Raw genomic sequence first — 8,390 nt, 5'->3', positions numbered from 1 at the left:
CCCATGCCCTTGGAGGCGAAATAAAGGAGGAGGCCGCRYMGCGGCCGGGGGACATTCGCCGGAAAGGGCATGGGGGCCCAGCGCCCGACCCACCGACCCGCCAGAAAAGCCTGGCTTCTGCCTGCGCACCGCRAGCCGAGCCCCGTAGCGGCCGGTAGGCTTCTGGGCAAAATCAAGGAGGAGGCCGCAGGCCGGGGGACATTTGCGCCAGGGGCCTACCGGCCGCTACGGGGCCCTCACGCGCGCGACACTCCCGATCGGAGACGCCACCAGATCCAAAGGGCGCCGGGACTGCCCGAGCATCCAACGCCGCGCACCCTCGGCTGTGGTCCCTGGAACGCGACGCTCCCCTCCATTGAGAAAAGAAAAAAAAGGGCGCGCCTACAGGCGCGCCCTTTGATGGCTGCGCCGGCCATTGGCCGGCACACCCGCTTCCCGCTCACGTCAGAAGCCGACCGACCAGTCCAGCTGGGCACCAACGTCACGCTGCCCATCCCCATCGCGCCCCTGCACCTGCAGCGACACGCGGCTGTTGGCGGTCGGGCTGACCGCCACCCCGAGCTGGGCCAGCACACTGCTGCGTGCCAGCGGTGCACCGGTGATGGCGAAGTCCTGCGTGCCCGCCACGAAACGGGCGGTCGCCGTCGGCAGGCGGTCGCCGTCGGCGTACTGCCAGCCCACGCGTGCGGTCAGCACGGCCTTGTCCTGCTCGCCGCCACTGATATCCCAGTCCGCCTTCAACGCCGCCAGACCGGTACGGTAACGGCCATCGGAAGAGGCGATTCGCAGCGCGCTATGGCCACCGTGTTCCTGGCTGCCATCGCTTTCCAGACGCACCTGGGCCAGCTCGATTTCCGGCGTCAGCTGCAAACGCGGTCCGCCGAACGTCCAACCGGCACGCACGAAAGCAGTAGTGGCGGTGGCATCTTCGCGGGCCGACAGCGTCTCGGCGAACGTCGTGCCGATCTGGGCTGTGCGGGTGCTGTCGGTGCGGTAGTCCGCGCGGGTCACCCCGCCGCGCAGGCGCAGCCCCAGCCAGCCATAGTCGGCGTAGACGCCGTACTCGGTCGCATCGGTCTCGGCGCGTGCGTCGCGCTCGCGCAGGCGGGTGTCCAGCTGCTGCTGGCCGGCGGCCACGCCGAACTCCAGCGACTCGCCCACCTGCCAACCGGCACCAGCCATAAGCCCGTGCTGCTGCGCGCGCGTGCCGACATTGGCGGCAGTGGCGTCAGTGCGCCGTTGCCCGCCACTGCCGGCCAGCCACACGCGCACGCCCGGTGCGATGCCGCCGCTGATCGCGCGGCCATCCAGGTGGCGGTCGATGCCGTCGTGCAGGAAGCGGTTCTGCAGCAGCGTGCCGCGGTTGGCCGCATGCACTTCACCGCTGAGGCTGTCGAAGGCCGGCACCACCTGCGGCACTTCCAGGCGCACCACTGCGTCATAGACCGCGTTGCCGGTACCCAGCGCTTCCACGGCGCCGGCCACCGCCTTCTGGTTGTCGTTGACCACCACGTCCGGGAACGTCAGCTGCACGTCCGGCATCGATACGTCGTTGCGCGCCATCGTCAGGTAGACGTTGTTGGCGTCGTAAGCCAAGCTCGGATCGAGGAAGGCGAAGTTGCTGCTCACCCCGGCGAAGGTGCCCTGCACGCCGTCACCGGCGCTCAACACGGTGTAGCGTGTGGACACCTTCCAGTCGCCGGCCGCAGCCACCGCCACGGTGCCCGCACCACCCAGCGTGGCCACGCCCGCCACGTCCACGCGGTCGCTGCTGCCGTCGGCGGCGACATCGACGCGATAGGTCGCGCTCGGGTCGAACACCAGATCGCCGGTAACCGTCAGCCGGCCCACGCCCATGTTCGGGCCCGGGTCCAGCGTGCTGCCCGAGCGCAGGTGCACGTTGCCCACCCGGCCACTGCCGGCCAGGTACGCCGCGTTGTCCAGGTTCACCTGGCCGCCGAGCGCGCCGTCCACCATCAGGCGGCCGCCATCCACCACCGTGGTCCCGGCGAAGGCACTGCTGTCCCCGGTCAGGGTCAGCCAATGGCGCCCCTGCGCGAAGGTGCCGGTGCCGCTCAGTTGCCCGGCGTACTGCAGCACGCGGGTGGTGTCGATCTGGAACGTGCCGGCACTGCCGATGGCGATGTTGCCGGTGGGCAGGGCATTGCCGGTGGCCAGCACGCGGCCGTCGTCAATGCGGGTGGCGCCGCTGTAGGCGCTGCCCGCCATCACCAGCTCGCCGCCATCGGTCTTGACCAGCACGCCACCGGCGCTGGCACGCACGTTGCCGGCCAACGTGGCACGGCTGGCGGTGCCGACGGACACGGCCACTTCGCCGCGCAGCTGCACGCTGTTGTCCAGCGCCACCGCATCACCCAGTTCCAGTCGCGTGGCATCGTCCAGGGTCACCAGGCCGGTGCCCAGCGCCTTGCTGCCATAGACCGCCAGGGTCCCCGCATCGACCACCGTGCCGCCGCTCCAGCCACTGCTGTCCACGCTCATGGTGAGGCTGCCGGCCCCGGTCTTGCGCAGCTGGCCGTTGCCACTGACGGCACGCTGCATGAGCACATTGTTGACCGTCTCCATGGTCGAATCGGCCGCCAGCAGCACGTTGCTGTCCACGCGCAGCACGCTGTTGGCACGCAGCGTGCCACCGCCCAGTTCGAGGGTGCCGGTGCCATTGCCGGTGGTGATGCTGGCCGGCAGCGCGCCGCCGACTGCGAGCACCGCCTGCGGGCCGACTACCAGGGTGCCGACGCCCAACGCGTTGCCGCCCAGCAGGATGTTGCCGCGCACGGTTGCCGTGGCGCCATCGGCGATATCCACGCGCCCCCAGCCATTCACGCCGATCCGCAGCGACGCGGCGTCCAGGCGCGAGCCCGTGCCGGTCACCGAGGCGGTGCCGACGCCGCTGGCGGCCAGGCCGAACGTGGTGGCGTCCAGGCTGACCGCGCCGCCGTTGGAGACGTCGATCGCACCGATGCCCGCGTTGCCGATCACCGCGACGCTGCCGGTCTGGACAAAGCGCGCGTCGGTGCCGGAGACCCGCAGGTCGCCGCGTGAGCGGTCGCTCGCCGAGCGCGCCTGGTTGCCGATGTACAGCGCGCCGCGCACTTCTACGCTGGCACCGTCCTCGACCTTCACCGTGCCTTTACCGAGCTGGCCGATGTAGAGCACGTCGGTGTTCACCCACCGGCTGCCGGTGCCGGAGATCTCGGCCAGGCCCACGCCGGTATCGGTGTTGCCGACGTAGCCGGCGAGGCTGGTCATCTGCGCCCCATCGAGGATGCGCACCGTGCCGTTGCCCTGGTTGCCCAGCAGCAGGTTGCGATCGGTGCGGAACAGCGACTGCGCGCCGCTGACGTTGACCGTGCCCACGCCGCTGATGGCGGCGCCGATGTAGGAATCCAGGCCGATCGACAGCGTGCCGCCGTTGTCGATGTCGACCAGGCCCCGGCCGAGATGGCCGACGCCGAGGGTGGTGAGCGAGGTCCAGGTCGACCCCGCACCGGAGATCAGCACCCGCCCGTCGGCGGTGGCGGCGGTGCCGCCGTCACCGGTGCCGACGAAGATGGTCCCCGAGGTCAGCGTGCCGCCGGYCAGGACCGACAGGTCGCCCCGGCTGGCATAGCCGACGTGGAGGTGGTCGGTTTCCTCGCCAGGCTGGGACACCACCGCCGTGCGGCTGCCGTCGATATAGGCGGCCACCGAGCCGGCGGTGGGTTCACCGAATTCCCAGTTGCCGCCCGTGCCCCAGTCGTTGTTGATCGAGGCGCGCCACTCGTTCCAGCCGTTGACGCCGGCCAGCGCGGCCGGGGCCATGCAGGCCAGCGCGATGCCGGTGACCAGCGGTGCCAGGCGCGGCGCGCGGCGCGCACTGCGCGCGCCTGCACGGCCGCCGCCACGGGCGAATTCGGATACCACCTGCACGCACTTGAGCGCGTGGTTGAAGACCACGCGGTAAACATGATTCACAGCCAACCCCTGTTTTGATCTGAATCGGCGGTATCGGCCGTCGGCTGAACGACTTTAGGGTTTGAAATCGATTAATCTGAATAATTCAAGGAACGGCGTCGCATATCCCGTGTTTGCCCTGTACCTGCCCGACCGTCAGGCGGCCGGTCGACCGGCACGGGCCAGTCATGGGCGACCGGGCTTACAATCAACGGCTTGTCGTTTCTCTCATCCAGCCTGGAGTAACCGATGTTCCCGCGTGACGTCCGCATCGAAACCTACGATCCCGAACTGGCCAAGGCCATCGCCGCCGAAACCCAGCGCCAGGAAGACCACGTCGAGCTGATCGCCAGCGAGAACTACACCAGCCCGGCGGTGATGGAAGCCCAGGGCAGCCAGCTGACCAACAAGTACGCCGAAGGCTATCCGGGCAAGCGCTACTACGGTGGCTGCGAATACGTGGACATCGCCGAGCAGCTGGCCATCGACCGCCTCAAGCAGCTGTTCGATGCCGACTACGCCAACGTGCAGCCGCACAGCGGTTCGCAGGCCAACCAGGCGGTGTATTTCGCGCTGCTGCAGCCGGGCGACACCATCTTGGGCATGTCGTTGGCCCACGGCGGTCACCTCACCCACGGTGCCAAGGTCAATGCCTCGGGCAAGCTGTTCAACGCCGTGCAGTACGGCGTGGACGAGGCCGGCCTGATCGACTATGACGAGGTCGAGCGCCTGGCCGTCGAGCACAAGCCGAAGATGGTCGTCGCCGGTTTCTCGGCCTATTCGCAGGTGGTGGACTGGGCGCGCTTCCGCGCCATCGCCGACAAGGTCGGTGCCTACCTGTTCGTGGACATGGCCCACGTGGCCGGCCTGGTCGCCGCCGGTGTCTACCCGAGCCCGCTGCCGCACGCCCACGTGGTCACCTCGACCACCCACAAGACCCTGCGCGGTCCGCGGGGCGGCATCATCATCGCCAAGGGTGCCAGCGAAGAGCTGCAGAAGAAGCTGCAGTCGATCGTGTTCCCGGGCATCCAGGGCGGCCCGCTGATGCACGTCATCGCCGGCAAGGCCGTGGCGTTCAAGGAAGCGCTGGAGCCGGGCTTCAAGGCCTACCAGCAGCAGGTGGTCAAGAACGCCCAGGCGATGGCCAACACGCTCATCGCGCGTGGCTACAAGATCGTCTCCGGTGGTACCCAGAATCACCTGATGCTGGTGGACATGATCGGCAAGGACGTGTCCGGCAAGGATGCGGAAGCTGCCCTCGGCCAGGCCCACATCACCGTCAACAAGAACTCGGTGCCCAACGACCCGCGCTCGCCGTTCGTGACCTCGGGCCTGCGCCTGGGCACCCCGGCCGTCACCACCCGTGGCTATCTCGAGCAGGACTGCGTGGACCTGGCCAACTGGATCGCCGACGTGCTCGACGCCCCGGCCGATGCGGCGGTGATTGCCCGCGTCCGCGACGCGGTCAGCGCGCAGTGCCGCAAGTACCCGGTTTACGGCTGAGGATGGACGAGGGCCGCCAGCGTCGTCGATACGCGCTGGTGGCGGGTCTATTGGGTGTTCCCGGTGCTGGCTGCGCTGGCGCCGGTGCAACGCTGCTGGTCGGCACTGCCGCATGGGAAGGCGCGCGGTGGTCTGCGCTGCTTGGGCTGGCCTGCTGGCTGGCCCTGATCGCTTGGGCCGTGCTGAGCTGGCGCTACCTGCGGCGAGGTCGCGAGGGCCTGCGCGCGGGTCGGTGGCCGTTCTGGGACCGGTCGCTGTGGGCACTGCTCATCCTGGGCCTGATCGCCGCCGGCTGCATGCTCGCGATGTCGGGCCTGCTCGTGCTTGGTGGCCTGATGAATCGGGAACCAGGCATGATCGCGACCGGCGCCATCCTGCTGTTGTTTGGCCCGGCGCTGATGTGGCCAGTCACCCTGCTGCTGCAGGCACGTGCTGGATACTGACGCTCACAGCCAAGAGGCCCCGATGCCGACCGTCGACGATGTTCGCCACCAACGCCTCTACCTTGCCCAAGCGCTGGTGTTGGGCGTGCCCGCGGTGTTGGCCGGCGGTGGGCTGGCGATCCTGGCGATCTGGGCGTTTTTCACCCGACGCACCTATATGGGGGCCAGTGAAGGCCCGCTCCTGCTGATCTGGAGCGTGGCTGGCCTGTGCGGGCTGCTGGCCTGGCTATGGCTGAGTGGCGTGTACCTGCGGCGCGGGCGCAGCGGTCTGCGGCATGCCGGCGCGCTGGCGTGGGCTGGTCTGGGCCTGGGCATGCTTGGCGCGCTCGGGGTAGCCGGTTTCATTGCATTCGCCCTCGTCAACGGCAGCCCGTGGCAGGTGCTCGGTTACCTGGTGTTCGGCCCGCTGCTGCTCTTTCCCAGTGCGCACCTGGTGTGGCTCGCACGAGGGCAGATGCGCTGAGCGCATGCACCGAGAACATTTCTGCGGTGAGGGAGCCTCGATACGCGATCGGTGGATCGACGTGTGAAGACCGGCGACTGGCGCATCTGGCGTGATCCAGGCGCAGGCTGCAGCCGAGGGCAGGGCCTCCAGCACTTGATATTTGCTGCCGGCAGGCCTTCTCAGGTACCGTTGCGACGCTGCCGTGACCACGGCATGACGTTTTCCTGATGCAAGGCGTTCCATGTACTGTCCGTTCTGCCAGCATGCCGATACCCGTGTGATCGATTCTCGCGTCTCTGAAGACGGGGCGACGATCCGGCGTAGGCGTGAGTGCGAGGCCTGCAGCGAACGCTTCAGCACCCTGGAAACCATCGAACTGAAGCTGCCGGCGATCGTCAAGAGCGACGGCAGCCGTGAAGCGTTCGATGCGCGCAAGGTGCGCAGCGGCTTCGACCGCGCGCTGCAGAAGCGGCCGGTGCCTGAAGACAAGATCGAGCTGGCGGTGCGCGCGGTGATGCAGCAGGCGCGGATCTGCGGCGAACGTGAAATCCCCTCGATCAAGGTCGGCGAGTTTGTGATGAACGAACTGCGCAAGCTCGACCATGTCGGCTACGTGCGCTTTGCTTCGGTGTACCGCAGCTTCGAAGACGTGGCCGATTTCCGCGAAGAAATCGAGAAGCTCGAACGTGAGCTTCCTTCCAGCACCGAACAGCTGCAGTTGCTCGGCGATGTGATCGCGCTGACCAAGAAGAAAAAGGGCTGAGCCCGGCCGCATCGCGGCCAGCATCGCTGGGCTACCATCGGCGCTGAACACCTGCTGCCGATGACTGCCGCCATGACCGACTTCTCCGCCCTCGACCACCTGCACATGGCGCGCGCGCTGCGCCTGGCCGAACGCGCCGCCTACACCGCACGGCCCAATCCGATGGTCGGCTGCGTGATCGCACAGGGCCAGGACGTGGTGGGCGAAGGCTGGCACCAGCGCACCGGCGGGCCGCATGCGGAAGTCTTCGCCCTGCGCCAGGCCGGCGAACGCGCCCGCGGCGCCACTGCCTACGTCACCCTGGAACCCTGCGCGCACCATGGCCGCACCCCGCCGTGCGCGCTGGCGTTGATCGACGCCGGCGTCAGCCGCGTGGTCGCGGCGATGCGCGATCCGTTCCCGAAGGTGGATGGCGGCGGCTTCGTGCTGCTGCGCGAAGCCGGCATCGCGGTGGTTGAAGGGCTGATGGGCGCGCAGGCGCGCGAACTCAATCGCGGCTTCCTGTCGCGCATCGAGCGCGGTCGGCCGTGGCTTCGGGTGAAGCTGGCCGCGAGCCTGGATGGGCGCACCGCGATGGCTGACGGCCGTTCCAAGTGGATCACCGGCGCGGCCGCGCGCGAGGATGTGCAGCACTGGCGCGCGCGTGCCGGCGCCATCCTCACCGGTGCCGACACGGTTCTGGCCGACGACCCGATGCTGACCGTGCGGCTGGCCGACACCGAGGTGCTGCCGCCGCTGCGCGTGGTGCTCGATACGCGGTTGCGCTCGCTGGAATGCGCCCGCGTGCGCGAGGGCGGGGCGCCGACGCTGTACCTGCACGATGCCTCGGTGAGCGCGCCGGACGCCGCCGATGCCGAGTTTGCCAGCGTGCCCAGCCGCGACGGCCGCCTGGACCTGGGCGCAGTACTGCGCCTGCTCGCCGAGCGTGGCATCAATGAAGTGCACACCGAAACCGGTGCCACCCTGGCCGGCGCGTTGCTGGCCGGTGGCTGGGTCGATGAGGTGCTGCTGTACCAGGCGCCCACGCTGCTGGGTGAGCACGGCTTGCCGCTGCTGTCCGGGCTGGGCATCCATGCGATGGACCAGCAGCGCCGGTTGCGCATGGTGGATCAGCGTCAGGTGGGCGAGGACCTGCGGTTGCTGCTGCGGGTGTGATCGGTGCGCGTGGGTCGGTTTGGGTGGGGGCCGGCCGCCGTCGGTGGGTCGGGCGCTGGGGCCCCATGCCCTTTCCGGCGAATGTCCTCCGGCCGCGGGGCGGCCTCCCCCTTTATTTGGAGGCGAA

General features: G+C 68.9%; 6 protein-coding genes. 5 read left to right on the top strand and 1 reads right to left on the bottom strand.

The window, feature by feature from the left end:
- Nucleotides 1-444: 444 nt before the first annotated feature.
- Nucleotides 445-3,975: an autotransporter outer membrane beta-barrel domain-containing protein gene (locus tag AC1DQP_RS12475; RefSeq protein WP_478051701.1), complete on the bottom strand. Its 3,531-nt coding sequence runs from the start codon at nt 3,973-3,975 to the stop codon at nt 445-447.
- A gap of 228 nt (nt 3,976-4,203) precedes the next feature.
- Here AC1DQP_RS12475 and glyA point away from each other — a divergent pair, with 228 nt between their 5' ends.
- The 5 genes from glyA to ribD all read left to right on the top strand — a co-directional run bounded on the left by glyA (nt 4,204) and on the right by ribD (nt 8,263).
- A complete protein-coding gene (glyA, locus tag AC1DQP_RS12470; RefSeq protein ID WP_256775390.1) occupies nt 4,204-5,457 on the top strand; it encodes a serine hydroxymethyltransferase in 1,254 nt (417 codons plus the stop codon).
- Between the two features lie 2 nt (nt 5,458-5,459).
- Nucleotides 5,460-5,900, top strand: coding sequence for a hypothetical protein (locus AC1DQP_RS12465; protein ID WP_457319378.1), 441 nt, complete (start codon nt 5,460-5,462; stop codon nt 5,898-5,900).
- Between the two features lie 22 nt (nt 5,901-5,922).
- Nucleotides 5,923-6,363, top strand: coding sequence for a hypothetical protein (locus AC1DQP_RS12460; protein WP_256775392.1), 441 nt, complete (start codon nt 5,923-5,925; stop codon nt 6,361-6,363).
- 223 nt (nt 6,364-6,586) lie between these two features.
- The gene (nrdR, locus tag AC1DQP_RS12455; protein ID WP_256775393.1) at nt 6,587-7,108 is read left to right on the top strand and encodes a transcriptional regulator NrdR; all 522 of its coding nucleotides are present in this window, start codon (nt 6,587-6,589) and stop codon (nt 7,106-7,108) included.
- A gap of 72 nt (nt 7,109-7,180) precedes the next feature.
- Nucleotides 7,181-8,263: a bifunctional diaminohydroxyphosphoribosylaminopyrimidine deaminase/5-amino-6-(5-phosphoribosylamino)uracil reductase RibD gene (ribD, locus tag AC1DQP_RS12450; RefSeq protein WP_457319377.1), complete on the top strand. Its 1,083-nt coding sequence runs from the start codon at nt 7,181-7,183 to the stop codon at nt 8,261-8,263.
- Nucleotides 8,264-8,390: the final 127 nt, after the last annotated feature.

The organism is Stenotrophomonas sp. P5_A8, assembly GCF_056400545.1.
Note: the sequence above shows the minus strand (reverse complement) of the source record. Positions and strands in the feature narration are given on the sequence as shown.